This window comes from Novosphingobium sp. 1529, from assembly GCF_040544855.1.
GTDB classification, from domain to species: domain Bacteria; phylum Pseudomonadota; class Alphaproteobacteria; order Sphingomonadales; family Sphingomonadaceae; genus Novosphingobium; species Novosphingobium capsulatum.
Window position 1 is genome coordinate 107,817 of record NZ_JBEPKW010000006.1, and the last position, 23,384, is coordinate 131,200.

22 protein-coding genes are annotated in these 23,384 nt (G+C 65.2%); 10 read left to right on the plus strand and 12 right to left on the minus strand.

The features are described from left to right. Positions 1-26: 26 nt before the first annotated feature. The 5 genes from ABIC78_RS13445 to acnA all read left to right on the plus strand — a co-directional run bounded on the left by ABIC78_RS13445 (position 27) and on the right by acnA (position 6,689). Positions 27-923, plus strand: coding sequence for a DMT family transporter (locus tag ABIC78_RS13445; protein WP_028657750.1), 897 nt, complete (start codon positions 27-29; stop codon positions 921-923). A gap of 93 nt (positions 924-1,016) precedes the next feature. After that, positions 1,017-1,250: a type II toxin-antitoxin system Phd/YefM family antitoxin gene (locus ABIC78_RS13450; RefSeq protein WP_354490212.1), complete on the plus strand. Its 234-nt coding sequence runs from the start codon at positions 1,017-1,019 to the stop codon at positions 1,248-1,250. Further along, on the plus strand, positions 1,247-1,633 hold the full coding sequence (locus ABIC78_RS13455) for a type II toxin-antitoxin system VapC family toxin (protein WP_354490214.1): 387 nt from the start codon (positions 1,247-1,249) through the stop codon (positions 1,631-1,633). The genes ABIC78_RS13450 and ABIC78_RS13455 overlap by 4 nt, the downstream gene beginning before the upstream one ends. Positions 1,634-2,323: 690 nt before the next feature. Beyond that, positions 2,324-3,643, plus strand: coding sequence for a reverse transcriptase domain-containing protein (locus tag ABIC78_RS13460; RefSeq protein WP_354490216.1), 1,320 nt, complete (start codon positions 2,324-2,326; stop codon positions 3,641-3,643). A 376-nt stretch (positions 3,644-4,019) separates the two neighbouring features. Then, positions 4,020-6,689 carry an aconitate hydratase AcnA gene (acnA, locus tag ABIC78_RS13465; RefSeq protein ID WP_022675863.1) on the plus strand — a complete coding sequence of 890 codons (2,670 nt, stop codon included), beginning with the start codon at positions 4,020-4,022 and terminating at the stop codon, positions 6,687-6,689. Positions 6,690-6,973: 284 nt separating this feature from the next. Here acnA and ABIC78_RS13470 read toward each other — a convergent pair whose 3' ends face one another. After that, positions 6,974-7,942 carry a PEP-CTERM sorting domain-containing protein gene (locus tag ABIC78_RS13470; protein ID WP_148291674.1) on the minus strand — a complete coding sequence of 323 codons (969 nt, stop codon included), beginning with the start codon at positions 7,940-7,942 and terminating at the stop codon, positions 6,974-6,976. A 236-nt stretch (positions 7,943-8,178) separates the two neighbouring features. After that, a complete protein-coding gene (ruvB, locus tag ABIC78_RS13475) occupies positions 8,179-9,237 on the minus strand; it encodes a Holliday junction branch migration DNA helicase RuvB (protein ID WP_107716999.1) in 1,059 nt (352 codons plus the stop codon). A 74-nt stretch (positions 9,238-9,311) separates the two neighbouring features. Here ruvB and ABIC78_RS13480 point away from each other — a divergent pair, with 74 nt between their 5' ends. Next, positions 9,312-9,647, plus strand: a complete 336-nt coding sequence (locus ABIC78_RS13480) for a GIY-YIG nuclease family protein (RefSeq protein WP_107716998.1) — start codon at positions 9,312-9,314, stop codon at positions 9,645-9,647. Positions 9,648-9,757: 110 nt separating this feature from the next. On the opposite strand, the gene ruvA is transcribed toward ABIC78_RS13480, so the two are convergent. From ruvA to ABIC78_RS13500, 4 genes are all read right to left on the minus strand, one after another. After that, on the minus strand, positions 9,758-10,375 hold the full coding sequence (gene ruvA / locus ABIC78_RS13485; RefSeq protein ID WP_062787604.1) for a Holliday junction branch migration protein RuvA: 618 nt from the start codon (positions 10,373-10,375) through the stop codon (positions 9,758-9,760). 45 nt (positions 10,376-10,420) lie between these two features. Then, positions 10,421-10,921, minus strand: a complete 501-nt coding sequence (locus tag ABIC78_RS13490; protein WP_354490346.1) for a nucleoside deaminase — start codon at positions 10,919-10,921, stop codon at positions 10,421-10,423. A 49-nt stretch (positions 10,922-10,970) separates the two neighbouring features. Further along, positions 10,971-11,447: a crossover junction endodeoxyribonuclease RuvC gene (ruvC, locus tag ABIC78_RS13495; RefSeq protein WP_062787601.1), complete on the minus strand. Its 477-nt coding sequence runs from the start codon at positions 11,445-11,447 to the stop codon at positions 10,971-10,973. Positions 11,448-11,598: 151 nt separating this feature from the next. Then, positions 11,599-12,342 carry a YebC/PmpR family DNA-binding transcriptional regulator gene (locus tag ABIC78_RS13500; protein ID WP_022675855.1) on the minus strand — a complete coding sequence of 248 codons (744 nt, stop codon included), beginning with the start codon at positions 12,340-12,342 and terminating at the stop codon, positions 11,599-11,601. Positions 12,343-12,506: 164 nt separating this feature from the next. Here ABIC78_RS13500 and ABIC78_RS13505 point away from each other — a divergent pair, with 164 nt between their 5' ends. Next, positions 12,507-13,202 carry a CPBP family glutamic-type intramembrane protease gene (locus ABIC78_RS13505; protein ID WP_158271913.1) on the plus strand — a complete coding sequence of 232 codons (696 nt, stop codon included), beginning with the start codon at positions 12,507-12,509 and terminating at the stop codon, positions 13,200-13,202. A 39-nt stretch (positions 13,203-13,241) separates the two neighbouring features. Here the strand turns inward: ABIC78_RS13505 and ABIC78_RS13510 are convergent, their stop codons facing one another. Next, a complete protein-coding gene (locus ABIC78_RS13510; RefSeq protein WP_022675853.1) occupies positions 13,242-13,478 on the minus strand; it encodes a DUF2312 domain-containing protein in 237 nt (78 codons plus the stop codon). Between the two features lie 151 nt (positions 13,479-13,629). Next, entirely contained in the window at positions 13,630-13,968 is a 339-nt protein-coding gene (locus ABIC78_RS13515) for a DUF1244 domain-containing protein (RefSeq protein WP_169048857.1), read from the minus strand. 95 nt (positions 13,969-14,063) lie between these two features. Here ABIC78_RS13515 and pyk point away from each other — a divergent pair, with 95 nt between their 5' ends. Beyond that, positions 14,064-15,521: a pyruvate kinase gene (gene pyk / locus ABIC78_RS13520; protein ID WP_354490222.1), complete on the plus strand. Its 1,458-nt coding sequence runs from the start codon at positions 14,064-14,066 to the stop codon at positions 15,519-15,521. A gap of 25 nt (positions 15,522-15,546) precedes the next feature. Here pyk and ABIC78_RS13525 read toward each other — a convergent pair whose 3' ends face one another. Further along, the gene (locus tag ABIC78_RS13525) at positions 15,547-16,869 is read right to left on the minus strand and encodes a GGDEF domain-containing protein (RefSeq protein WP_108338589.1); all 1,323 of its coding nucleotides are present in this window, start codon (positions 16,867-16,869) and stop codon (positions 15,547-15,549) included. 144 nt (positions 16,870-17,013) lie between these two features. Continuing rightward, positions 17,014-17,679, minus strand: coding sequence for a YggS family pyridoxal phosphate-dependent enzyme (locus ABIC78_RS13530; RefSeq protein ID WP_054132399.1), 666 nt, complete (start codon positions 17,677-17,679; stop codon positions 17,014-17,016). Positions 17,680-17,701: 22 nt separating this feature from the next. Between ABIC78_RS13530 and ABIC78_RS13535 the strand changes: the two genes are divergently transcribed. Next, the gene (locus tag ABIC78_RS13535) at positions 17,702-18,235 is read left to right on the plus strand and encodes a thiamine phosphate synthase (RefSeq protein WP_179562247.1); all 534 of its coding nucleotides are present in this window, start codon (positions 17,702-17,704) and stop codon (positions 18,233-18,235) included. A 92-nt stretch (positions 18,236-18,327) separates the two neighbouring features. Then, positions 18,328-20,790, plus strand: coding sequence for an FtsK/SpoIIIE family DNA translocase (locus ABIC78_RS13540; RefSeq protein ID WP_054132398.1), 2,463 nt, complete (start codon positions 18,328-18,330; stop codon positions 20,788-20,790). Positions 20,791-20,962: 172 nt separating this feature from the next. Here the strand turns inward: ABIC78_RS13540 and ABIC78_RS13545 are convergent, their stop codons facing one another. Together ABIC78_RS13545 and ABIC78_RS13550 are read right to left on the minus strand one after the other, a co-directional pair. Beyond that, positions 20,963-21,490 carry a hypothetical protein gene (locus ABIC78_RS13545; protein WP_354490225.1) on the minus strand — a complete coding sequence of 176 codons (528 nt, stop codon included), beginning with the start codon at positions 21,488-21,490 and terminating at the stop codon, positions 20,963-20,965. Between the two features lie 48 nt (positions 21,491-21,538). Then, the gene (locus ABIC78_RS13550) at positions 21,539-23,302 is read right to left on the minus strand and encodes a transferrin-binding protein-like solute binding protein (protein ID WP_354490227.1); all 1,764 of its coding nucleotides are present in this window, start codon (positions 23,300-23,302) and stop codon (positions 21,539-21,541) included. Positions 23,303-23,384 lie beyond the last annotated feature (82 nt).

The window sequence follows — 23,384 nt, forward strand, 5'->3', positions numbered from 1 at the left end:
TGCCGGCACTCGGCTATGCGCCGCCCATGCATACGCCGCGCCCGCTCCTGCCGATCATCGCCACGTTGATCGGCCTTGTTTTTTTCAGCGTGATGGACGGCGCCATGAAAGGCGCCTCGCTCATGCTGGGGGCTTTTGTTGCGGTGTTCTGGCGCAGCACGGCCAGCGCCGTGGTCGTGGCACCGTTCTGGCTGCGGGAAACGCTGCTGCACCGGAAAGGGCGTTTGCCGCCCCCGGCTATCTTGCGGCTTCACGTGCTGCGCGGTGTGGTCACGGCGGGCATGGGGGTGCTGTTCTTCGATGGCGTGGTGCGCATGCCGCTGGCGCAGGGCATGGCGCTGTCATTCCTGGCGCCGCTGATCGCACTCTATCTGGCCGCGCTGACCCTGGGCGAACGCGTCAGCCACCGCGCGGTGATGGGCTCGTTGCTGGCGCTGGTGGGCGTGGCTGTCATCGCCAGGGATCAGCTGGGCGCGGCTCCCGGGCCGGGCGCCTGGCGCGGCCTGGTCGAAATTCTGGCCTCTGCCGTGCTCTATGCGACGACGTTGGTGCTCCAGCGCCGCCAGGCGCAAGTGGCCAGCCCGGTCGAAGTCGCCTTTTACCAAAGCCTGGTGACCGCCACGTCCCTTTCGCCCATCGCCCTGGCATGGACGACATGGCCCACCCCGCTCGCCTGGGGCTTGGTGGTGGCCGGCGCGATCATGTCGGTGATCGCCATGCTGTTGATGGCCTGGGCCTATGCCCGCGCCCAGGCACAAGTGCTGGTCCCATTGGAATACACCGCGTTCATCTGGGCCGCGATCACCGGCTATGTCGCCTTTGGCGAACCGGTGACGCGTGGCACGGTCGCCGGCGTTACGCTGATCGTGGCCGGCTGCATCCTGGCGGCGCGGCGCGGCGATCCGCATCCCGAGCCGATGTAGGGTACTTGCTGCGCTGACACGGCGGCAGTTCGGAAAGAGCGGCCCTTGCCGGGCAGGCGCACTTAGCCATATTTGTGGCTAAGGAGATCGCCAATGGCGCAGTTCTCGGTTCACGATGCCAAGACCAACCTGTCTCGCCTCATCGCCCAGGCGCTCGCCGGTGGTGACGTGGTGATTGCCCGCGGCAATGTGCCGGTGGTGCGCTTGGTGCCGGTCGAGCCGCGCGGCTGTCGCGTCTTCGGCGCATTCAAGGGGCAGATCGCCCTGGATGCGCGGTTTGACGAGCCTTTGCCGGACGATGAACTCGGCGGGTGGAACCTCGCTTGAGGCTGCTGCTCGATACCTATGCGCTGATCTGGTGGCTGGCCGGTGACGAGGCACTGAGCCGCCGCGCCCAGGAAGCCATTGCCGACGAGGCCAATACCATCGCCGTCAGCGCCGCCTCCGCCATGGAAGTGGCCACCAAGTTCCGCATCGGCAAGCTGCTCGGTGCAGCCCTGCTGGCGCAGGATTTCGCGGCGATTGTTGCCGGCCAGGGCTTTGCCGAACTGGCGATCAGCGTTTGCCACGCCCAGCTCGCCGGGGAAATGAACATCCCCCACAAAGACCCGTTCGACCGCCTCCTGATCGCCCAGGCCCAGGTCGAGGACATGACGCTGGTATCAAACGAGGCGCTGTTTGACGGCTTCGCCGTGAAGCGGATCTGGTAACGCGCTTCATTTGCCTGCCTCGGCCGAGGATATCGAGCCGAGGTGCAATGGAATATATCTCCCGGGAATTCCAATGCATCTCCGTCCGCGATTCGACTTGACCAGCTTATTCTGATGTTGCTAGATTGTTCTTGTTGGCTCTAGTGGGTTTCGCGGCAGGCGGTCTAACCGTCGGGACCGAGGGACGCATCTACGGCGAGGCGGAGGCGAAAGTCGAAACCTCGATTGCGCGGCAAGGACCGAAAGGCTCCGTCGCGGAGGTCAGCACTCACCTGCCCGCGAAAGTATCAGTAGCCGTAACCTTTACCATTCGGGGTGACTGTCAGGCGGCTAGTGGCATTATTTTGGCGGGGAGGCGAGCGGGCGGCGCGCGCGGAATTTGCTTTACGGGCGACCCAAAAAGGTTAGCCTTCGGGAGGAGGTTCCCAACGTGCCAATCACATGCAAAAACGTGCCAACTCGGCATTGACCGCTCTTGGGCGGCGCGGTTTCGGCCCGCTTCTCTTGATCGGACTGGCTCTAGTGGGTTTCCCGGCAGGCGGTCTAACCGTCGGGACCGAGGGACGCATCTACGGCGAGGCGGAGGCGAAAGTCGAAACCTCGATTGCGCGGCAAGGACCGAAAGGCTCCGTCGCGGAGGTCAGCACTTCCCGTCGGGCGGGTTGGGCGCACTGACAGAACCCCAAAGACGTGAAACAAAAGCTGTTACAAAAAGTACGAACTTCGAGAAATTTGGAAAGTGCGTGGCGCACTATCCAAGAGAACGGGCGCTCGTCTAAATCTGATGAGGTACGCGCTGATATAGCAAAATATCAGGAAAACGCAGCCGGGAATCTTCGCTCTCTTCAACGCCGATTATCGTCCGGCACGTTCAAGTTTCCGCCTGCAAAAGGCGTTCCTATCCATAAGCTGGATACGAAAGGCAAAAAGACTGGTAAAGTCCGGCCCATAGTACTTGCCTCCGTAGAAAGCCGCATTGTTCAGCGGGCTATCCTGAACGTGCTAGTGGAGATTCCGGCTCTTAAGCCGTCTGTGAAAACCGAATTCAGCTTTGGCGGCATTAGGTCGGAAAAGCCGAAGAAGACAACGACCGGCGAAAAAGTACCCCGCGCTGAACGCATGTCGGCGGTGCCTGCTGCAGTGAAAGCGGTTCTAGATGCCATAGCGCAGGGTGCGCGCTTCGTTGCGTGTGGCGATATTCAGTCATTTTTCACAAAAATCTCCAAGGCAGCGGTTACAGAAATCATCGCTGATGCGACGGGTGATGCTGAGTTCACCGCCTTTTTTTCGGCAGCGATACGCGTTGAACTTGAAAATCTTGATCAACTTCGCAAGCATGGAGCAGATTGGCCGATCGAAGAAATCGGCGTTGCGCAAGGTAATTCGCTTTCCCCACTTCTCGGTAATATCGTACTTGCTGAGTTTGACCGGGAAATGAATGCTGGGGATTGCCGTTGCATTCGTTACATAGATGATATCATAATACTAGCGCCAAATGCTAAAGCTGCGAACGCACGATTGCGGAAGGCGGATGCTCTGCTTGGTGAGCTTGGGATGAAGCTATCTCCTGATAAAACATCATCTCAGGCAGTATCGGTCAGTGCTGGTTTTGATTTTCTAGGCATCAATTTCTGTCCTGGGGCCGTGCGTCCGACACAGAAAGCCCAAATGAAATTTCTAGCATCTATCGACGAAATTTTTGAAGAAGGACGGAAGTCACTTAATTTGATGAAAGATGGAGAACGCAACATGCGTCCACATACTCTGCTTGGCACACTTAAGCGGCTTGATGGGATGATCGAAGGTTGGGGGAAGCATTACTGGTTCTGCAATGACGAACAAATTTGGAAAAATGTGGATTCTAAAATCAACTCCAAGATTTTGCACTTTCTTGGTGTCTATAGGAAAGTTCGTAATGAAGCTATTGAGGAGCGAAGAATGGGATTGCTTGGTGTTTCCGAGTTAAGCCGAATTGCTCGTGAACCATTTAGCTACCCCAAGATCGGTTAGGTGGTTGCAGGGTTGAAGCGCATTAAACGGTGAATGCGTCCAAGCAGGGCTGGACGGCTCAAAGTCGGATCACCAAATCCTATGCAACCGCAAGCAAATCCGCTTGCGGTTGCCGCTCCAACCTCACACCCGCCCCAAATCGACGAACTGCACCCCACGCGAGACAATACTTCTGCTATTGCGTCGCAATAAGGCAAATCCCGCAAATTTAGCCATTTCCCGCCCTTGACGAGTCGGTCCTGACAGCGCATCGCGGCGCCGTTCACGAGAGGCCCGCTGGCTTTCGTTGCCCCCGGACATGGGCTTTGCCCCCGGAACAGGTAGCGGCCTTCGCGCCCGCGGTCCCTCGCAAACGGCAGGAGGATTTCGCTTAGCCATGACCCAGGTCGGACAGGACTCGCTCGGCACGCGCAGCACGCTTACCGTCGGCGGCAAGAACGTCGCCTACTACTCCCTCAAGAAGGCCGCCGAAAAGTTCGGCGATGTCTCGCGGTTGCCCTTCTCGATGAAGGTGCTGCTGGAAAACCTTCTCCGCTTCGAAGACGGCGGCTTCACGGTTTCGGCCGATGACGTCAAGGCTCTGGTCGATTGGCAGCACAACCCGTCGAGCAGCGCGGAAATCCAGTACCGCCCGGCGCGCGTGCTGCTGCAGGATTTCACCGGCGTGCCCTGCGTGGTCGATCTGGCCGCGATGCGCGACGCCATCGCCAAGCTTGGCGGTGACACCAGCAAGATCAACCCGCTGGTGCCCGTGCACCTGGTGATCGATCACTCGGTCATGGTCGATGAATTCGGCCACCCCAAGGCGTTCGAACAGAACGTCGAGATCGAATACTATCGCAATGGCGAGCGCTACGACTTCCTCAAGTGGGGTTCCAAGTCGCTCTCCAACTTCCACGCCGTGCCCCCGGGCACCGGCATCTGCCACCAGGTCAACCTGGAGCACATCGCCCAGACGGTGTGGACCAGCGAAGATCAGGACGGCAACCTGGTGGCCTATCCCGACACCTGCGTCGGCACCGACAGCCACACCACCATGGTCAATGGCCTGGGCGTGCTGGGTTGGGGCGTGGGCGGCATCGAAGCCGAAGCGGCCATGCTCGGCCAGCCGGTCTCGATGCTCATCCCCGAAGTGGTGGGCTTCAAGTTCACCGGCCAGCTGCAGGAAGGCGTGACCGCCACCGACCTCGTGCTGACCGCCACCAACATGCTGCGCAAGCATGGCGTGGTCGGCCGCTTCGTCGAATACTTCGGCCCGGGCCTGGCTGGCCTCACGCTGGCCGATCGCGCCACGCTGGCCAACATGGCGCCGGAATATGGCGCCACCTGCGGCTTCTTCGGCATCGATGAAAAGACGCTGGACTACATGCGCCTGACCGGCCGCGATGAAGACCAGATCGCGCTGGTCGAAGCCTATGCCAAGGAGCAGGGCTTCTGGATCGATCCTTCGGTCGAGCCGGTGTTCACCTCCACGCTCGAACTCGACCTGTCGACCGTCGTGCCTTCGCTCGCCGGCCCCAAGCGCCCGCAGGACAAGGTCGAGCTGCCGCAGGTGGACGACGTGTTCAACCAGGATCTGGGCGACGTCTACAAGAAGACCCAGTCGCGCGTGGCCGTCGAAGGCAAGGACCATGACATCGGCGACGGTGACGTGGTGATCGCCGCCATCACCAGCTGCACCAACACGTCGAACCCCGGCGTGCTGATCGCGGCCGGCCTGGTTGCCAAGAAGGCCGACGAGCTGGGCCTCAAGCCCAAGCCCTGGGTCAAGACCTCGCTGGCACCGGGCTCGCAGGTGGTGACCGACTACCTGATCAAGGCCGGTCTCCAGTCGCACCTCGACAACATCGGCTTCAACCTGGTCGGTTACGGCTGCACCACCTGCATCGGCAACTCCGGCCCGCTGGCCGAGCCGATCAGCAAGGCGATCAACGAGAACGGCATCGTCGCCGCCTCGGTGATCTCGGGCAACCGCAACTTCGAAGGCCGCGTCAGCCCCGACGTGCGCGCCAACTTCCTGGCCTCGCCGCCGCTGGTTGTCGCCTATGCGCTCAAGGGCACGGTGGTCGAAGACTTCACCACCACCCCGATCGGCACGAGCAAGGACGGCGCCGCCGTCTATCTCAAGGACATCTGGCCGACCAACGCCGAGGTTCACTCGGTCATGTCGGGCGCGATGAACCGCGCGATGTTCCAGGCGCGCTATGCCGACGTCTACAAGGGCGACAAGCACTGGCAGGCGATCAACGTGACGGGTTCGGAAACCTACTCGTGGCGCGCCGGGTCGACCTATGTCGCCAACCCGCCGTACTTCGAAGGCATGACCATGACGCCGGCCCCGGTGTCCGACATCGTCGGCGCCAAGCCGCTGCTGATCCTGGGCGATTCGATCACCACCGACCACATCTCGCCGGCCGGCTCGATCAAGGCCGATAGCCCGGCGGGCAAGTGGCTGCAGGATCACCAGGTCGCCAAGGCTGACTTCAACTCCTATGGCGCGCGCCGTGGCCACCACGAAGTGATGATGCGCGGCACCTTTGCCAACATCCGCATCAAGAACGAAATGGTCCCCGGCACCGAAGGCGGCTTCTCGCGCTATGGCGACGAAGTGGGTGCGGTCTATGACGTGGCGCAGAAGTACAAGGCCGATGGCACGCCGATGGTGGTCATCGCCGGCAAGGAATACGGCACCGGCTCCTCGCGTGACTGGGCGGCCAAAGGCACCAACCTGCTCGGCGTGCGCGCCGTGATCGTCGAAAGCTTCGAGCGTATCCACCGCTCGAACCTCGTCGGCATGGGCGTGCTGCCGCTGCAGTTCCTCGATGGCCAGACCCGTCAGAGCCTGGGCCTGACCGGCGACGATGCCTTCACCATCGAAGGCGTCGCCGATCTCCAGCCGCGCCAGACCGTGACCGTCAAGGTCACGCGCCCCGATGGCAGCACGTTCACGTTCGATGCGCTGTGCCGCATCGATACCGCCAACGAGCTGGAATACTTCAAGAACGGCGGCATCCTGCACTACGTGCTGCGCAAGCTGGCGGCCTGATCGCCGCCGGCATCACGCCGGAATGCTAGAAGGGCGGCTCCCACCGGGGCCGCCCTTTTTCGTTGGTGCGGGGGCGAAAATGCCCCTCCACCACCGGCTATGCCGGCGGTCCCCCTCCCCGCCTGCGGCAGGGAGGATAACCAAGATCCTCCCCATCTTTGATGGGGAGGGGGACCACCGCGAAGCGGTGGTGGAGGGGCCATTAAGCCCACGAAAAAGGGGCGGCCTCCCCCCGAAGACCGCCCCTTCCGTGGAGCCCGACAGAACCGGGCTTGACCGTGGTTTCAAGCCGGCTTGCGGCTCCGGCCCCAGCGCTGGCGTGCAACCAGCGCGGCGGCTGCGGCGCCGAACAGCAGAACCATCGATGGTTCGGGCACGTCGGTGCCGCCAGTGGTCGTCCCGCTGCTCGTCGATCCGCTGGACGAAGACGAGGTGGAGCTGGACGAACTGGTGGAGCTGGAGGAACTCGTCGAGCTGGAGGTCGACGAGGAGGTGGAGGACGACGTCGACGAGGAGGTGCTGCTGCTCGTCGAGGACGACGTGCTGACATTGCCCGACGAGGTCGAGGTCGAGGAACTGGTCGACACGTTGCCGGACGAGGTGCTGACGTTGCCGGAAGAGGTCGAGACATTGCCGGACGAGGTGCTCACGTTCCCGCTCGAGGTGGAAACGCTGCCCGAGGACGTCGATACGCTGCCCGACGAGGTCGAGACATTGCCACTGGAGGTGGAGACGTTGCCGCTCGACGTGGAGGTCGAGCCACCCGAGGTCGAGGTCGATCCGCCGGAGGTCGAGCTTGAGCCGCCCGAGGTAGAGGTGGAGCCAGTGCTGGTGGAGGATACCACCACGTTGCCACCGCCACCGCCGCTGCCGCCAAAGAAGCCGCCGAAGAACCCGCCGCCAAAGCCGCCCACCGGTCCGCCGCCGATCACCACCGGAACGCCGCCACCGCCGCCGCCCTGCGCCTGGGGCGGCAGGGGCGCCATGTAGGGCACCGGCGCCATGGCATATTGCTGCGGCGGATCGCACACCTTGGTGGTGGCCGTGGTGACGATCTTGCGCTGGCGGTGCACCACGTGCGGCGGCGCGCGGCGCACCACGCGGCGGGGCTTGGCCTGCTTGATCTTGATCGGCTTGGTGTGGTGAATCTCGCCGGTCGATGGCGCTTCGGACACGTGCACCGCGCCCCCGCCCAGAACTGCGCCGCCTGCCGCGCAGGCCGCCAGTTTTGCCAATGCCATCCTAACCGACATGATCGTTGCTCTCGCTAAATCCCGGGGCCGGCCTAGCAGAAACCACTTAACAGGTGGCTGCCGGCCTTTCCCGCAGATGAACAACGCAGATCATAGCGTCAGCGTCCATCGCGTTAACCTGAAATCGGCACGGCAGCGGGCCATATTTCGTCACTTTTCGCGCCGGTGTGTTAACTCTGTCCCAATCTGGAACTTTTGCCGGCCCGGGTGTTGCCGATTCCGACAGGCAAATCCGCCTATTCGCCGCTGTCGGGGGCAAACAGGCCGGGCAGGGTGCCGGGCAGGCCGCCCGGCATCTGCGCGGTCGGGGGGGTGATTCCCAGGTGCTGCCAGGCCCGATCGTTAAGGCAGCGCCCGCGCGCGGTGCGCGCCACCAGGCCCAGCTGGATCAGATAGGGCTCGATCACTTCCTCGATCGTGTCGCGCGGTTCCGAAAGGCCGGCGGCCAGCGTTTCCACCCCCACCGGGCCGCCCTTGTAGATATCGGCGATCATCATGAGATAGCGCCGATCCTGCAGATCGAGCCCCAGCGCATCGACTTCAAGCCGGGTCAGCGCCTGGTCGGCCAGGGTACGGGTGATCGTGCCATCGCCCATCACCTGGGCAAAATCGCGCACCCGGCGCAGCAGGCGCCCGGCCACGCGCGGCGTGCCCCGCGCGCGCTTGGCAATCTCGCGCGCGCCTTCGCTATCGATGCCCACACCCATCAGCGTGGCGCCGCGCGTCACCACGCGTTCGAGTTCGGCCACGGTATAGAACTGCAGGCGCACCGGAATGCCGAAACGATCGCGCAGCGGGGTCTGCAACAGGCCCTGCCGCGTGGTCGCACCGATCAGGGTGAACGGCGGCAGATCGATCCGCACCGAGCGTGCCGAAGGCCCTTCGCCGATGATCAGATCCAGCGCGCGGTCTTCCATCGCGGGATAGAGCACTTCCTCGACCACCGGATTGAGGCGGTGGATTTCGTCGATGAACAGCACATCGCCCGATTCGAGGTTGGTCAGCAGCGCCGCCAGATCGCCCGACTTGGCAATCACCGGGCCAGAGGTGGCGCGGAAATTCACCCCCAGCTCGCGGGCGATGATCTGCGCCAGCGTGGTCTTGCCCAGGCCCGGCGGGCCAAAGAACAGCACATGGTCCATCGCCTCGCGCCGCTGCTTGGCGCTCTCGATGAAGATCTTGAGATTTTCGCGCGCGGACTCCTGGCCAACGAACTCGGCCAGCGTCTTGGGCCGCAATGCAGCGTCGAGGTCTTCGGCCTGGGCCTGGGCGGAAAGGAGCGGGTTTTCGGTCATGCGGGATCAGGGCTTTCGGCCAATTCGGCAGCAACGGTCATTGTCCACTGATCTGCCCGTGGCCACGATGGGATATGCGACGGGAACGGCAACCATGCGTGTACATTCTCGCGAGCGGGGTGCGTGGCACCTTGTACATCGGGGTCACGTCGGCCTTGATGCAGCGGTTGTGGCAGCACCGCGAAGGCATCACCGGCGGTTTCACCGCGCGCTATGGTGTCTACCGCCTGGTCCACTTCGAGATCTTCGCCGATATGGAGCAGGCGATCGTCCGCGAAAAGCAACTCAAGAACTGGCGCCGTGACTGGAAGCTCAATCTGGTCCATGCGGCCAATCCGGATTGGCGCGATCTTGCTATCGACCTCGGTTTTCCGCCGTCGGGGCAGGGCAAGCCTCACCCTGGACCCTGAAACAAGTTCAGGGTGACGACCGTTCTGCAGGCAACGTTTGACTTCAAAATCCCCGTCACCCCGGACTTGATCCGGGGTCCAGCATGCCGCCTTTCCCGCCGTAACGGCCATCACCCCGTCGCCCGTTTGAGCGCCACGCGCACCAGGTCGTTGAGGCGGGCGTCTTCGCCCAGGTCCTTGATCGCAAAGGCCACGGCGCTGGCGGCCACGGCGGGCTTGAAGCCCAGGTTCTGCAAGGCCGAAATCGCGTCGGCGCTGGCCGAGCCGGCCGGCAGCGCAACATCTGCCTCTGCCGCTACGCCCAGGCCGCCGGTCATGCCGGCGAGGCCCCCGGCCTTGTCCTTGAGTTCGTTGACGATGCGGCTGGCGAGCTTTGGCCCCACCCCGTTGGCGCGTGCGACCATGGCGGCATCGCCACCGGCGCAGGCGCGCTGCAATTCCTCCACCGACAGGGCCGAGAGAATGGCCAGGGCCACTTTCGATCCCACCCCCTGGACGGCGGTAAGCAGGCGGAACCACGCGCGTTCGCCCGCGCTGGCAAAGCCGATCAGGCGCTGGTCGGTTTCGCTCACCTGCATTTCGGTGTGCACCACCACCTTGTCGCCGCGCACACCCAGGTGCGTGAGCGTCTTGGCGGAACATTGCACCAGATAACCGACGCCGTTCACGTCGATGATCGCCCAGTCCGGGCCGGTGTCGTCAAGCATGCCGGTCAATTTGGCGATCATGGTTTGTTCCCTATGACAGGGAACTTTCCCGCGCGCAACCGGGGTTCAGGTATTGGCCTGTTGATCCTCGGGCACGGCATCGTCGGGGCCGTAATAGAGCTTGGCACAATCATGCGCGGCCACGCCCCCTTCAAGCGCGAGGTCGTCCTTGAAGGCATCGCGGATGTAATCGACCGTCGAAAGGTGGCGGTCCTCGAAATACATCTCGTGCACCTGGTTGCGTCCGGCGCCATAGACGATGCGGGTCACCCCGGCCCAGATCGCCGCCATCGTGCACATGCCGCAGGGCTGCAGCGTGGTATAGAGCGTGGCGCCGTCGATTTTCATGTCGCCCACCGCCTGGCCGGCCGCGCGCAGCGCTTCCACTTCGGCATGGGCGGTGGCGTCGCACCGTTCCACCGTGCGGTTGACCGCGCCGGCGACCAGGCTGCCATCGCGCACGACCAGGGCGGCAATCGGCGTATTGGCCGGGTCATCACCCTTTTCGCGGATGGCAAGGGCGATGGCGCGGGCCATCCAGGCTTCGTCGGTGGCGGCGATGTTCATGAAGAACGCTACGCCGCGCGAGGGCTGGCGTTCCCGTGCCCGTTCGGGATCAGCGGTGGCTGCCGAGCATGTTGGCATGGGTGATCGCCACGGCCAGCGCGTCAGAGGCATCTTCGCCGGCCAGCTTCACGCCGGGCAGCAGGATCTTGAGCATGTGCTGGATCTGCTGCTTTTCGGCGCCGCCGGTGCCGACCAGCGCTTTCTTGATCACCTTGGTGGGGTATTCCGCCACATGCATGCCCGATCGCGCCAGGCTGAGCATGGCAACGCCACGGGCCTGGCCCAGTTTGAGCGTGGATTGCGGGTTCACGTTGACGAAGACTTCTTCCACCGCGCCTTCGTCGGGCCGGTGGACCAGGATGACGTCGGTCAGCGCCGCATCCAGTTCCACCAGGCGCTGCGCCATGGTGGCCTTGGCATCGGTGCGGATCTGGCCGTTGGCAACGTGGCTAAGCCGGCTGCCAGACTTGGCCACCACGCCCCAGCCGGTGCAGGTGAGGCCGGGATCGATGCCCAGGATGATCATGACTGCAAGATACTCTCCCGCATCGCGGGGGAGGGGGACCGCGCGCGCAGCGCGTGGTGGAGGGGAAGCCCCCTCCGACGGCTTGACGGCCGCCACCTCCCCCTCTGCGAGGGGGAGGATCGATCGCCAGCGCGCACCGCCACGGGCCTGATCAGCCCAGCTTTTCCATCACGTCGTCGGGGATTTCATAGTTGCCCCACACGGTCTGCACGTCGTCGTCGTCGTCCAGCACGTCGATCAGCTTGAGCAGGGTGGCGGCATCATCGGCCGAAACCGTGGTCTTGAGGCTGGGCTTCCACGCCAGCTTCACCGCTTCGGCTTCGCCCAGCGCCTTTTCCAGCTCGCGGCTGACGGGGTGGAGGTTGTCGATCGCGGTCCAGATCTGATGCGTATCGTCGTCCGATTCCACGTCGTCGGCGCCGGCTTCGATCGCCGCTTCCAGCACCTTTTCCTCGTCACCCACGCTGGCGGGGTATTCGATCAGGCCCAGGCGTTCAAAGCCATGGCTGACCGCGCCCGAAGCGCCCAGGTTGCCGCCGTTCTTGGCAAAGGCGGTGCGCACGTTGGTGGCGGTGCGGTTGCGGTTGTCGGTCAGCGCCTCGACGATGATCGCCACGCCGCCCGGGCCATAGCCTTCGTAGCGCACTTCTTCATAGTTCTCGCCGTCGCCCTTGCTCGCCTTGTCGATGGCGCGCTGGATGTTGTCCTTGGGCATCGACTGCGCCTTGGCGGCGTTGATCGCGGCGCGCAGGCGCGGGTTCATGTCCGGATCGGGCATGCCCATCTTGGCCGCGACGGTGATTTCGCGGGAGAGCTTGGAGAACATGGCCGAGCGCTTCTTGTCCTGCGCGCCCTTGCGATGCATGATGTTCTTGAATTTGGAATGGCCTGCCATGGATCTGCTTCTTGCGGCTGATGGTGGGAACTTGGGGTTTGCCACGGCCCCTAGACCAACCGGCGCAAAACGGCAATGCGCGGCGGGCCAACAACGGGGCGGCCCAGCAACCGGAGCAGATCGGCAAACGCGGCGTTAACCGCTGGCGCGGTATGGCCCTTGCCATGGTCCGCCTGTCCCTGCCCGCTGCGCAATCCCTGGCCCACTTCCTGCGCCATCCACGCTGGACGCGCCCGATGGGTCTGGGCAGCGCGGAAAGCTGGGCGCTGTGGCGCGGGGCGACCGGGCTCTATCTGGCCGGGCTGCTGGTGCTCGCGCTGGTTCTGCACTTGTGGCAGCGGGCGATGGGCCTGCCTTCACCCGACGCCTTTGGCAAAGTGCCGCCCGCCCTGCTGCTCCCCACCGTCACCCTCCTGGCCCCGGTGGCCGAGGAATGTGTGTTCCGGGGCTGGCTTTCGGGCCGGCCCCGCGCACTCGCGCTGATCGCGGGGCTGGTTGTAGCGGCTGCCGCGCTATGGACGGTGCGCGATGGCGCGGCCCACCCCGTGGCGCTGCTGCTGTTGCTGCTGGGCGTGCTAGGTGCGGCGCTGGGCTGGTTCGTGCTGCGCCGGCGGGAAACCCCGGCGTGGTTCGTCGCGGCGTTTCCGGTGCTGTTCATGCTGCACGCGGTGGTCTTCGCGTTGTTTCACCTCAGCAACTATCCGCGCATCACGCTGGCGCTGGTGCCGATGGTGCTGCCGCAGCTGTGGGCCGGGCTGGTGTTCGGCTTCATCCGTGTGCGGATCAGCTTGCCCGCCGCCATGCTTGCCCACGCGCTGGGCAATCTGGCGGCGGTAACCGTGGCATTCCTGGTGCAGTGAGCGGGGCGGCCAAGCGCCGCGTTGCTCAGTCCCTGGCGCTCAGTCGATGCCCAGGGCGTTCTTGTAAACGTCGAGAATCGCTTCCATTTCGCGGCGATCGTCGGGCTTCATTTTCCGCAGGCGGACGATCTGGCGCATGATCTTGGCGTCATAGCCGGCCGACTTGGCTTCGCTGTAGACATCCTTGATGTCGTCGCCGATGCCCTTCTTTTCTTCTTCCAGGCGTTCGATGCGCTCGATCAAGAGGCGCAGGCGGTCGTCGGCGGCGTCGGCCATGGGATAAGCTCCGAATCTCTGTGTGGGCGGCCGTTGCGGCCTTCAGCCGCGGGCAAATAGCCGCCCACGCCCACGCTGGCAAAGCCGATCCTGTGGAAAGATTGTGCCGCTGTCGGGCGCGGGCCGGGTTATGTCCGGGTTCTGGCCGGTGTCAGCGCGGGTTGCGCTTCATGCTCTCGTCCATCCGCGCCAGTTGTTCGGGCGTGGCCGGGCTCTGGTAGCGGGCCTTCCATTCATCGGCGGGCAGGCCGTGGATCGCCTCGCGGGCGGCGGCCTTGTCCAGCGGGGCGCCGGCCTCGATGATCCAGTCGGCCAGGCAATTGCGGCAAAAGCCCGCCAGGCCCATCAGATCGATGTTCTGGGCATCGTGGCGGTGGCGCAAATGGCGCACCAGGTGGCGAAAGGCAGCCGCGGCCACTGCATCATCGAGCTGATCGAGCGGATCAGCGCCAGAATGGGTGGTTTGGCCGGTCGAAGCATTCGTATCCATGGTTATCATCCCTTGGGTTTTGCCCCGGCATAGGCCATAGGGCAGGCCGAATGAAAGCCTGCCGGGTTCGATAGTGAAGAGGAGTTTTTTGCACCATGGGCCAGCCTGACAAGCGCGAACGCAAGGTCAAGATCCTCGCAACGGTGGGGCCGGCCAGCCGTTCCCCGGAAATGCTGGAAAAGCTTTTCCTGGCCGGCGCCGATGCCTTTCGCGTCAACATGAGCCATGGCGAACACGCCATCCATGCCGAGACCATCGCCAATATCCGCGCGCTGGAAGAACGGGTGAAGCGCCCGATCACCGTGCTGTGCGATCTTCAGGGGCCCAAGCTGCGCGTCGGCACGTTCAAGGAAGGCCGCGCCGTCATCCGCCATTCGGGCCACTTCACGCTCGATCGCAATCCCGGGCCGGGCGATGAAAACCGCGTCTGCCTGCCCCATCCCGAACTGTTCGGCATCCTGCAAAAGGGCCAGCGCCTGCTGATCGACGATGGCAAGCTGCGCCTGCGCGTGATCCGCGCCAGCGAGAGCGAAATCCTCTGCTCGGCCGAAGTGGGCGGCGTGATTTCCGATCGCAAGGGCGTCAACGTGCCCGACGCGGTGGTGCCGGTGCCCGCGCTCACCGAAAAGGACCGTCGCGACCTGGCCTTCGCCGTGGAGCATGGCGCCGACTGGATCGCCCTGTCGTTCGTGCAGCGCCCCGAAGACGTGGCCGAGGCGCGCCGCCTGATGGGCGGCTATGGCTCGCTGATGGCCAAGATCGAGAAGCCGGCCGCGATCTCGCGCCTGGAAGAAATCATCGAACTGTCCGACGGCATCATGGTCGCCCGTGGTGACCTGGGCGTCGAGCTCAACCCCGAAGAAGTGCCGCCGCTGCAAAAGCGCATCGTCGAAAGCGCGCGCCGCCAGGGCAAGCCGGTGGTCGTGGCCACGCAGATGCTCGAATCGATGATCGAGGCGCCCACGCCCACCCGCGCCGAAGTGTCGGACGTGGCCAACGCGGTCTATGACGGCGCCGACGCGGTCATGCTGTCGGCCGAAACCGCCGCCGGCGCCTGGCCGGAAGAAGCGGTCAGCATCATGAACCGCATCGCCGTGCAGGTGGAAAGCGATCCCGGCTATGCCGCCCGCGTCCACTTCATCGAAACGCTGCCTGATCCCACCACGGCTGACGCGCTGGCCCAGGCCTGCGCCTCGATCGCTGAAACGCTGCCGATCTCGGGGATCATCGTGTTCACCGGTTCGGGCTCCACCGCCCGCCGCGTGGCGCGTGAACGGCCGGGCGTGCCGATGCTGGTGCTCACGCCCAGCCAGAAGACCGCGCGCAAGGTCGGCCTGCTGTGGGGCGCCCACGCGGTTGCCACCAAGGACATCGGCAGCTTTGAGGAAATGATCGCCAAGGGCAAGCGCATGGCCCTGCGCCACGATTTCGGCACCGCCGGGTCCAAGCTGGTGGCGCTGGCCGGGGTGCCGTTCGGCACGCCGGGGGCCACCAACCTGCTGCATGTCGTCACCCTCACCGGCGACGAACTCAAGCAGCACCAGGCCGACTGAGCAGCCCTGACAAGACCTGGCGCGTTCAGGTCTTGTCCGTCACCCGGGCCACTGTCAGGCCCGAGGTGACGCGCTCGGCCGCGAACACGCAGTTCTTGCCCGATGCCTTGGCCAGATAGAGCGAGGCATCGGCATCGGGGATCAGTTCCTCGCCCCTGACGGACGTTTCCGGCATGGCCGCCACGCCCAGCGACGCGCTGACCGGGCAGCCCTGGATATCGGTCACGCCCAGCACGCGCAGGCGGATCTGCTCGGCCTTGGCCACGGCATCGGCCAGCGCGCAATCGGGCAGGATGGCGATGATCTCTTCCCCGCCATAGCGGCAGACCACGTCGGTGGGGCGCAGTGCGCCAACGATCTGCGCCGCCACATCGCGCAGCACCGCATCGCCCTTGGCATGGCCATAGCTGTCGTTGAGTTCCTTGAAGTTATCCAGATCGATCATGATCACTGCGGTGGGATTGCCCGATCGCTGCGACAGCGCAATCAGGCGCTCCAGCGTGTCTTCCATATAGCGCCGGTTATAGAGGCCAGTCAGCGAATCGCGCAGCGACTGGGTGCGCAGCCGATCGCGCAGCGCGATGTTGGACAAAGCCAGCGACATCGAATCCGCCAGCGCCGTGCCCAGGTGGCGCAAGTTGGCCAGTTCCTCGCCCCCCGCCAGCGCCACTGGCGCATCGCTGCGCGCCAGCACCAGAAGACCCTGCACCTGGCCACCGGCCATCATCGGGATTTCCAGCACGGCATTGTCGCCGCCATGGTGCGAGCAGCACAGCCCGCCTTCGACCGGCGCATTCACGTGCGCCTTGCCGCGCTTCAACGCCCAGCAGTGGCTCGGCGCCAACGAATCGGGTGCGACATAGCCATCCGGCAAGTCCCACTGGCGCGCCAGGTCCAACCGATCGCGTGAATTGTTGAGCACATAGAGCGCCGCGCCGTGCCCGCCCAGCAGGCGTCGCGCGGTGACCATCAGGACTGCGCCGGCTTCCTCGTTGGTTTCGGCGGCCTGCAACATGTCGGTCATGGCAAAGAGTTCGGCGGTGCGCCGCCGCGCTGCCTCTGAATCCGCGCGCATGTGCTGTTCGTGGTTGTGATGGGTGATCAGGATCGTGCGAAAGCCCAGCAGCGATGTGGCCACGGCCACCTGCAAGCCCAGCGCCAGCACCAGCAGCATGTCGTTGCCGCCAGGCTGCCAGCGGTCGAGCATTTCGTGCACCGCCACCAGGGCGATCGACAGCAGCTGCAGCGCGATCGCGCCATTATACATCAGGCCCAGGCGCTGCCGCGTGGTGCCGCGCCATTCCGGCAGGCGCAGCCGACGCAGGAATGGCGCTTGCTCGTCCACCACGCTCAGAAAGCTCCCGTTCCAAAACCTGCACCGTCCCGGGGGATGCCGGGCACGGCCATTCTTACGGACAGGGCAGGTGGAGCAGGCTGAACGCGCGCCTGCGCATGAATGCCTATGATGGGTGGCGCAGGCCGCTAACGATGATCAGCCGCGCGCGCCAAACAGGGCAGAGCCGACGCGCACATGCGTGGCGCCCAGCTGGATCGCGGTTTCAAAGTCGTCGCTCATGCCCATCGATCGGCCGGCCAGGCCATTGTCGGCGGCCAGCTTGTCGAGCAGGGCAAAGAACGGCGCGGCCTCGATCCCCGCCGGGGGTACGCACATCAGCCCGATCACCGGCAGTTCGGCCGATCGCGCCTCGGTCAGCAAGGCAGGCAGATCGGCAATGGCGCAGCCGCCCTTCTGCTCTTCGGCGCCGATGTTGACCTGCACGAACAGCGGCACGCGGCGCCCGGCCTTGTCCATCGCGCGGGCGAGCGCGGTCAGCAGTGAGGGGCGATCGAGCGAATGGATGCAATCGAACAGCGCCACGGCCTCTTCGGCCTTGTTCGATTGCAGCTGGCCGACCAGGTGCAGTTCCAGCCCGGCATGCTCCTCGCGCAGCGGCGCCCACTTGGCCTGGGCTTCCTGCACGCGGTTTTCGCCGAACACGGTTTGCCCGGCGGCGATCAGCGGCCGGATCGCCTCGGCCGGGTGGGTTTTCGAAACGGCCACCAGCGTCACCTCGGCAGGGGCGCGGCGGGCAATGCGCGCAGCCTGGGCGATGCGGGCGCGAATGTCTTCAAGCGGGGTATGCTCTGGTCCGGTCATGGCGCGGTGCTATAGCGTCGTCATGGCAAAGCGCTACCCCGTGCCGCGATTGGTCCTGCTCAGCGATGCGCGCAACGATGCCGTGCTGGCCCGCGCCCTGGCGCGCCTGCCGCGCGGTAGTGCACTGGTGTTCCGCCACTACCACTTGGCGCCCGAGGCGCGCCGCCAGCGCTGGGCCGCGCTGCGCCGCCTGGCGGCGCCGCGCGGCGTGGCGCTGATCGCAGCGGGCGCGCGTTGCGGCCGGGGCGGGCAGGGGCGCTATGGCGCGCCGGATGCCTTGGGGCGCGAATCCGGGTTGCGCCTGGCCACGGCCCATTCCCTGCGCGAAATCGCGGCGGCGGCGCGGGTGCGTGCCGATGCCGTGCTGCTGTCTCCCGTGCTGCCCACGCGCAGCCATCCCGGCGCGCCGGTGCTGGGCATGGTGCGCTTCCTGCTGCTGGCGCGCCACAGCCCGGTGCCGGTCCTGGCGCTGGGCGGGATGAACCGCGCCGCCGCGCGCCGCCTGCCACGCCAGGGTGCCGTGCAGGGCTGGGCCGCAATCGACGGACTGTCGTGAAAATCCGCGCAATTCCGTGGGTTTTCTTGGGCGATTCTTGACCCCGGCAGCGCTTGGGGCGATGATGGCGCCAGAAGGGAATATTCAGCATCATGGCTTCGCGGGCACTCACCCCCAACCGTTCGACCGCGCCTGGCGGCGGGAAACTCGGCCCTGGCCGGGGCAACCCCAACTGGCGCGCCGTGCTGCGGCGCAGCTTTCGCCGCAGTTTCGAGCTGATCGGCGGCGCCACGCTGTTTGGCGCCATGGTGTTCCTCGCGCTGGCGCTGGTCAGCTATACCCAGACCGATCCTTCCGGCAGCACCGCCTCGGGCAGCCCGGTGGACAATTGGATGGGCCTGCCCGGCGCCTGGGCGGCGGAACGCGTGCTGGTGCTGTTCGGCCTGCCCGGCGGCCTGCTGGTGCCGCTGCTGTTCGTGTTCGCCCGTCGCCTGTGGGATGCCGCCGGTGACCTGATCGACGTGGACGAGGATGAAGAAGCGCCCGCGCCCGAACCGGCCTGGTGGCGCCTGTCGCTTGGCCTGTCGGTGGCGATGATGCTGTCGGGCACGGCGCTGGCGCTGGCGTTCACCGGCCCGGGCGGCAGCCTGCCCGCCGGGTTTGGCGGCGCCACCGGCCTGCTCGGCGCGGCCGGGGTGCGCGCGCTGGCTGGCCTGGTGCCGGTGGCGCAGGGCTGGATCATCCTGGCCATCGCGTTGCTCGCCTTTGGCGGCGGCCTGTTCCTGACCGGGCGCGTCTTTGCGCTCGATTGGGCGCGGCTGCTGTCGATCCCGGCGTTCCTGCGCCGCACTCCGCGCGAGGCGGCGGCCGACGGCGCCCCGGCCCGCCAGCGCCGCGCGCCCAAGGCCAAGGCCGCAGCCGGCGGTGACGCCCTGCTCGCCGATGATGACGATGGCGCCGATGATGACGCGCCGCCGTTCGATACCCGCGCGCCGGTGATCCCGGCGGATGCTGCCGCGCCCCGCCGCCCGACCGAGATCAGCGATCCGCAGCGCACCCCTGCGCCTGCGGCCAAGGCGCAGGCCCGGCAAAGCGACCTGTTCGACAAGTTCGCGCTACCCGCGATCGACATTCTCGAGGAAATTCCCGCCTCGGCCCAGCCCAAGATCGACAAGCTCGCGCTGGAACGCAACGCGCGCCTGCTCGAAAACGTGCTCGACGATTTCAACGTCAAGGGCGAGATCACCGCCGTGCGCACCGGCCCGGTGGTGACGATGTACGAGCTCGAACCCGCGCCCGGCATCAAGGCCAGCCGCGTGATCGGCCTGGCCGACGATATCGCCCGCAACATGAGCGCGGTGTCGGCACGCGTCTCGGCCATTCCCGGCCGCACCGTGATGGGCATCGAATTGCCCAACCAGATCCGCGACATGGTCTCGTTCCGCGAGCTGGTGGCGTGCGACAAGTTCGTCAATGCCAAGGGCCTCTTGCCGATCATCCTGGGCAAGGACATTGCCGGCGAACCGATCGTCGCCGATCTGGCCACCATGCCCCACCTGCTCGTCGCCGGCACCACCGGCTCGGGCAAGTCGGTGGGCCTGAACTGCATCCTGCTGTCGCTGCTCTACCGGCTTACCCCGGCGCAGTGCCGCATGATCCTGGTCGATCCCAAGGTGCTCGAACTCAAGTCCTACGACGATATCCCGCACCTCCTCTCGCCCGTGGTGACCGAGCCGGCCAAGGCTGTGCGCGCGCTCAAGTGGGCGGTCGAGGAAATGGAGCGGCGCTATCGCCAGATGTCGTCGATCGGCGTGCGCAACCTGTCGGGCTTCAACGAAAAGGTTCGCGCCGCGCAGGCCAAGGGCAAGCCGCTCGGCCGCCGAATCCAGGTCGGTTTCGATCCCGAGACCGGCGAGGAACTGTTCGAGGAACAGCAGCTCGAATACCAGGTGCTGCCGCAGATCGTGGTGATCGTCGACGAACTGGCCGACCTCATGGTCAGCGTCGGCAAGGAAATCGAAGTCCTGATCCAGCGCCTCTCGCAAAAGAGCCGCGCCGCCGGCATCCACCTGATCATGGCCACGCAACGCCCCTCGGTCGATGTCATCACCGGCGTGATCAAGGCCAACTTGCCCACGCGCATTTCCTTTGCCGTGACCAGCCGCATCGACAGCCGCACGATCCTGGGCGAACAGGGCGCCGAACAGCTGCTTGGCAAGGGCGACATGCTCTACAAGCCCAGCACCGACCCGATCAAACGCGTCCATGGTCCCTTCGTCAGCGACGAGGAAGTGGAGCGCGTGGCCGATCACTGGCGCGGCCAGGGCAAGCCGGAATACGTCGATTCGGTCACCGAGGAGCCCGAGGAAGGCTCGTACGGCTTCGACGAACTCGATACCTCCGACAATCCCGAAGACCGCAAGTATCGCCAGGTCTGCCAGCTCGTGTTCGAAAGCCAGAAGGCCTCCGCCAGCTGGATTCAGCGCCAGATGGGCGTGGGCTACAACACCGCGTCCAAGTGGGTCGAACGCATGGAGCAGGATGGCCTGGTCGGCCCGGCCAACCACGTCGGCCGCCGCGAGATCTACCGCGACAAGGATGGCAACCCGCTGTAATCGGCGATTGCTTGCAGTGCCCGGTCACTGGGCAGGGCCCTTCGACAAGCTCAGGGCGAACGGCCTGGGAAAAGGCTTGTTACCCGTTGGGGATGCTGTCGGGCCATAGATCCTCCCCGTCACCGACGGGGAGGGGGACCGCCCGCGCAGCGGGTGGTGGAGGGGTGTTCCCTCAGGCCGCCCGCAGCGCCGCGGTCGCCTCGCCCACCAGCGCGGTCACCTCTGCCTCGGTCAACACCCGGCGCGGGTCATAGCCCAGGCCCAGGCGCGCGGTGCGGCGCCAAGCGTCGCAGAACAGGCCCTTGTTGGGGCCAAACGCCCGCAGCACATGGCCGGCCAGGCGTGGCGGCGCGTCGGGCGCATAGGCGCGCGAAAACAGCGCCATGTCGGCCACCCACGGCCCGATCATCACCCAGCCATGGTCATCGGCCACCACTTCGCCCGCCACGCTCAGCGTGCCTTCGACCACCATGATCGGCGCAGTGAGGGCGCGGGCCAGGTGCACGGCATAGGCGGCACCCAGCATCGGCGCGGTCACGTCCTTGCCCGCCATAACCTTGAGCACGTCCTGCGCGCGGGTGGCCATCAGCGCCTTGTCGTCCTCGCTCGGGCTCCACGCCTTGAACGTGCGCGCGGTTTCCCACGAATGGCTGGCGGCGATCAGGCGCGAGAGGCGGGTCAGGGCAAGCGATGCGGTCATGACCGCGGCCCTTAGGCGCAAAGCGGTCCTAGGCAAAGGGGGGCTGGATCACTTGCCCTGCTTGCCCACGATCACGCCGCCCACGGGAATATTGCTGCCACCCTTGGGATCGCGCATCCCGATGAGCCAGGTCGCATAGAACTCTTCAGCATGCGGGCCGGTGAACTGCCCCTTGATCGAACCGCGGGTGTCGCCGCTGAATGGCAGGTTGATGATTTTGTCAAAGGTGCCCGCAAACGTTGCCTTGCCTGCGTCGCCCGTGCCGGAAAAAGCATAGGCGCCAAGCGCGTAGGACGTTCCGGTATCGCGGTCTGTCGCCACGGGGTTGAGCGTGCCGGTCAAGGTTGCCGCGCCGAAATTGTACGCCATGCGCGCGTCTCCGCTGATCGCATATGGCCGGGTGTTGCCATCAGACGGAACCCCGGAATAGCCCAGGATCACGCCATTGTATGTAGCGCTGCCGCTGCTCGGCACCGCCGAGGCCGGCGTCGCCTCGCCAAAGCCATAGGCGAAATCGGTGTAGGGGAATGTGGAGTGTTGCGACGGTGCCAGTACCGTTTCAGACGTGCCAAAGCCGGTATAGGTCAACGCAATCAGCGGATTGCTGGGGCCGGGGCGCGAAACGCGCAACGTGCCCGCGCTCAACGAACTCGCTTGCGTCGTAACGGAATAGGCATCGTACGTGGCGTCGCTGTGCGCCGCGTCGCGGATCGCGGGCGTGAGCGCACGCGGATTTCCGGAATATCCGTCGATCCCGGCACGTATCGTCAGCGCCTTCTGCGTTTCGGAATAGGTAATGTACAACGAGCGCGTTGTCAGGTTTTGCTGGTCCCACCGTGTGGAGCGGCCATAGCTGACGGCCACGGCTGCCCCGCCCAGGTCTTCGTTGATTACCAGGTTCGCCAGGCCGTTGTTGGATGGCATCGTCGCGGTGTCGCGGCCCAGGATCGTGCCGCTCGCCACCACGTTGTCGTAAAGGTTGGTGCTCCAGACTGCGCCGAACTCTTCATGATGGGGGCCATAGAAGCGGCCGTCGATCGCGCCCGGCCGCGCGCCGAAGTTGAAGCTGCCGGAAAACGTCGTGCTACCTGCTTTCAGCTTTGCCTGTGACGTCCAGTTTAAAGTGCCTTCATACAGGCTATTCCTGTAACGATCGATCGTGCCGCTGCCAACCAGGCCGCCGCTGGCGAAATCCACCTGGAAGCGACCGCCGCCTGTCAGCACATAGTTCTGCTGAGGATAGCCGGCCTGCCCATCAAGGCGCACACCGAATGTGGCTGTCCCGGTGGTCGGCATGGCCGATGCGGGCGTGGGGACGCCATAGGTGAAATAGTCCATGGTCGTTGTGGCGTTCGGCCCATCGGTCTGCGTCCGTTGCCAAAGGCCGGCACCGACATAGCGGAAAAGGGGGGCGTCGGGCGTGCCGGGATCGGTCGTATTCGTGCTGAGCGACAGTGTCTCCGTCAGCGCGCTTTCGCTGCGCTTGTAAACCGTGGCTGCGGCATTGCTGAGCGTGGCATCCTTTTGCGCCGGTCCGAAATCCTGTGTCCGCCCTTGCGTGGCAATCGTGTAGGTCTGCGTGGATGCCTTGTATTCGATCGTCAAAGGCTTGCTTGTAACCGTGTTCGGCTGGGCGGACGTGATCGGTTGATAGGCCGTCTGGGTTTTTGCATCGTTGACGAAGGCCTCGCTGACCAGGCTGCCCACCAGATCGTCGTTGGTCGGCTTGGGCGGGGGAGAAGGCGGCGGGTTGGGAGAGTTCGTGCTGGCAACGCCACCGCCATCGCCACACGCGGCGAGCAGAACCGCCAACACAAGTGCCGAATACCGTGTCGCTCTGCAACACCGTTGGAGACCAGCGCGCGCCATGATTCGATCCTTGTCAAAAAACAGA

What these genes read in the sequence shown, in the direction of transcription:
- ABIC78_RS13445 (WP_028657750.1), top strand. Translation starts at nt 27, where the DNA reads ATGCATACGCCGCGCCCGCTCCTGCCGATCATCGCCACGTTGATCGGC.
- ABIC78_RS13450 (WP_354490212.1), top strand. Translation starts at nt 1,017, where the DNA reads ATGGCGCAGTTCTCGGTTCACGATGCCAAGACCAACCTGTCTCGCCTC.
- acnA (WP_022675863.1), top strand. Translation starts at nt 4,020, where the DNA reads ATGACCCAGGTCGGACAGGACTCGCTCGGCACGCGCAGCACGCTTACC.
- ABIC78_RS13470 (WP_148291674.1), bottom strand. Translation starts at nt 7,942, where the DNA reads ATGTCGGTTAGGATGGCATTGGCAAAACTGGCGGCCTGCGCGGCAGGC.
- ruvB (WP_107716999.1), bottom strand. Translation starts at nt 9,237, where the DNA reads ATGACCGAAAACCCGCTCCTTTCCGCCCAGGCCCAGGCCGAAGACCTC.
- ABIC78_RS13480 (WP_107716998.1), top strand. Translation starts at nt 9,312, where the DNA reads ATGCGACGGGAACGGCAACCATGCGTGTACATTCTCGCGAGCGGGGTG.
- ruvA (WP_062787604.1), bottom strand. Translation starts at nt 10,375, where the DNA reads ATGATCGCCAAATTGACCGGCATGCTTGACGACACCGGCCCGGACTGG.
- ABIC78_RS13490 (WP_354490346.1), bottom strand. Translation starts at nt 10,921, where the DNA reads ATGAACATCGCCGCCACCGACGAAGCCTGGATGGCCCGCGCCATCGCC.
- ruvC (WP_062787601.1), bottom strand. Translation starts at nt 11,447, where the DNA reads ATGATCATCCTGGGCATCGATCCCGGCCTCACCTGCACCGGCTGGGGC.
- ABIC78_RS13500 (WP_022675855.1), bottom strand. Translation starts at nt 12,342, where the DNA reads ATGGCAGGCCATTCCAAATTCAAGAACATCATGCATCGCAAGGGCGCG.
- ABIC78_RS13505 (WP_158271913.1), top strand. Translation starts at nt 12,507, where the DNA reads ATGGTCCGCCTGTCCCTGCCCGCTGCGCAATCCCTGGCCCACTTCCTG.
- ABIC78_RS13510 (WP_022675853.1), bottom strand. Translation starts at nt 13,478, where the DNA reads ATGGCCGACGCCGCCGACGACCGCCTGCGCCTCTTGATCGAGCGCATC.
- ABIC78_RS13515 (WP_169048857.1), bottom strand. Translation starts at nt 13,968, where the DNA reads ATGGATACGAATGCTTCGACCGGCCAAACCACCCATTCTGGCGCTGAT.
- pyk (WP_354490222.1), top strand. Translation starts at nt 14,064, where the DNA reads ATGGGCCAGCCTGACAAGCGCGAACGCAAGGTCAAGATCCTCGCAACG.
- ABIC78_RS13530 (WP_054132399.1), bottom strand. Translation starts at nt 17,679, where the DNA reads ATGACCGGACCAGAGCATACCCCGCTTGAAGACATTCGCGCCCGCATC.
- ABIC78_RS13535 (WP_179562247.1), top strand. Translation starts at nt 17,702, where the DNA reads ATGGCAAAGCGCTACCCCGTGCCGCGATTGGTCCTGCTCAGCGATGCG.
- ABIC78_RS13540 (WP_054132398.1), top strand. Translation starts at nt 18,328, where the DNA reads ATGGCTTCGCGGGCACTCACCCCCAACCGTTCGACCGCGCCTGGCGGC.
- ABIC78_RS13545 (WP_354490225.1), bottom strand. Translation starts at nt 21,490, where the DNA reads ATGACCGCATCGCTTGCCCTGACCCGCCTCTCGCGCCTGATCGCCGCC.